This window comes from Enterobacter cloacae complex sp. IR5418 (genome assembly GCF_049238105.1).
GTDB lineage: Bacteria > Pseudomonadota > Gammaproteobacteria > Enterobacterales > Enterobacteriaceae > Enterobacter > Enterobacter hormaechei.
In genome coordinates this window covers 1-937 of record NZ_JBMKHS010000108.1, presented here as the reverse complement: position 1 = coordinate 937, position 937 = coordinate 1, and the positions used below count along the sequence as shown (strand labels likewise).

Here is a 937-nt window from a genome sequence, read left to right as displayed (position 1 = left end):
GGAAGATACGTGATCTGATCCTTCAACTCAGCAAAAGTTCGATTTATTCAACAAAGCCGCGCTCCGGATGAATATGATGATCTCATATCAGGAACTTGTTCGCACCTTCCCTAGACTTAACGATGTTAAAATTTTGGTTGTATTAAAATCCTCCTGCGAAAGTGAAATCATCCATGTATTATCTTTATGATAGTCGGTGATATAAATAAAATGAGATGTAAAAGGCGTTGAGTGATTGAACTCTCCTAGGTAATGACTCCAACTTATTGATAGTGTTTTATGTTCAGATAATGCCCGATGACTTTGTCATGCAGCTCCACCGATTTTGAGAACGACAGCGACTTCCGTCCCAGCCGTGCCAGGTGCTGCCTCAGATTCAGGTTATGCCGCTCAATTCGCTGCGTATATCGCTTGCTGATTACGTGCAGCTTTCCCTTCAGGCGGGATTCATACAGCGGCCAGCCATCCGTCATCCATATCACCACGTCAAAGGGTGACAGCAGGCTCATAAGACGCCCCAGCGTCGCCATCGTGCGTTCACCGAATACGTGCGCAACAACCGTCTTCCGGAGCCTGTCATACGCGTAAAACAGCCAGCGCTGGCGCGATTTAGCCCCGACGTATCCCCACTGTTCGTCCATTTCCGCGCAGACGATGACGTCACTGCCCGGCTGTATGCGCGAGGTTACCGACTGCGGCCTGAGTTTTTTAAATGGCGGAAAATCGTGTTGAGGCCAACGCCCATAATGCGGGCGGTTGCCCGGCATCCAACGCCATTCATGGCCATATCAATGATTTTCTGGTGCGTACCGGGTTGAGAAGCGGTGTAAGTGAACTGCAGTTGCCATGTTTTACGGCAGTGAGAGCAGAGATAGCGCTGATGTCCGGCAGTGCTTTTGCCGTTACGCACCACCCCGTCAGTAGCTGAACAGGAGGG

General features: G+C 50.1%; 1 protein-coding gene. It reads right to left on the bottom strand.

What is annotated here, in order from left to right:
• Positions 1-263: 263 nt before the first annotated feature.
• Positions 264-937, bottom strand: a protein-coding gene (locus ACOTX7_RS24285; protein WP_235784668.1) for an IS1-like element IS1B family transposase whose coding sequence is annotated in 2 segments (ribosomal slippage) — positions 264-712 and positions 712-937 — 675 coding nt annotated over the 2 segments. Because the reading frame shifts where the segments join, the coding sequence is not laid out codon by codon here. This gene is flagged as partial in the annotation.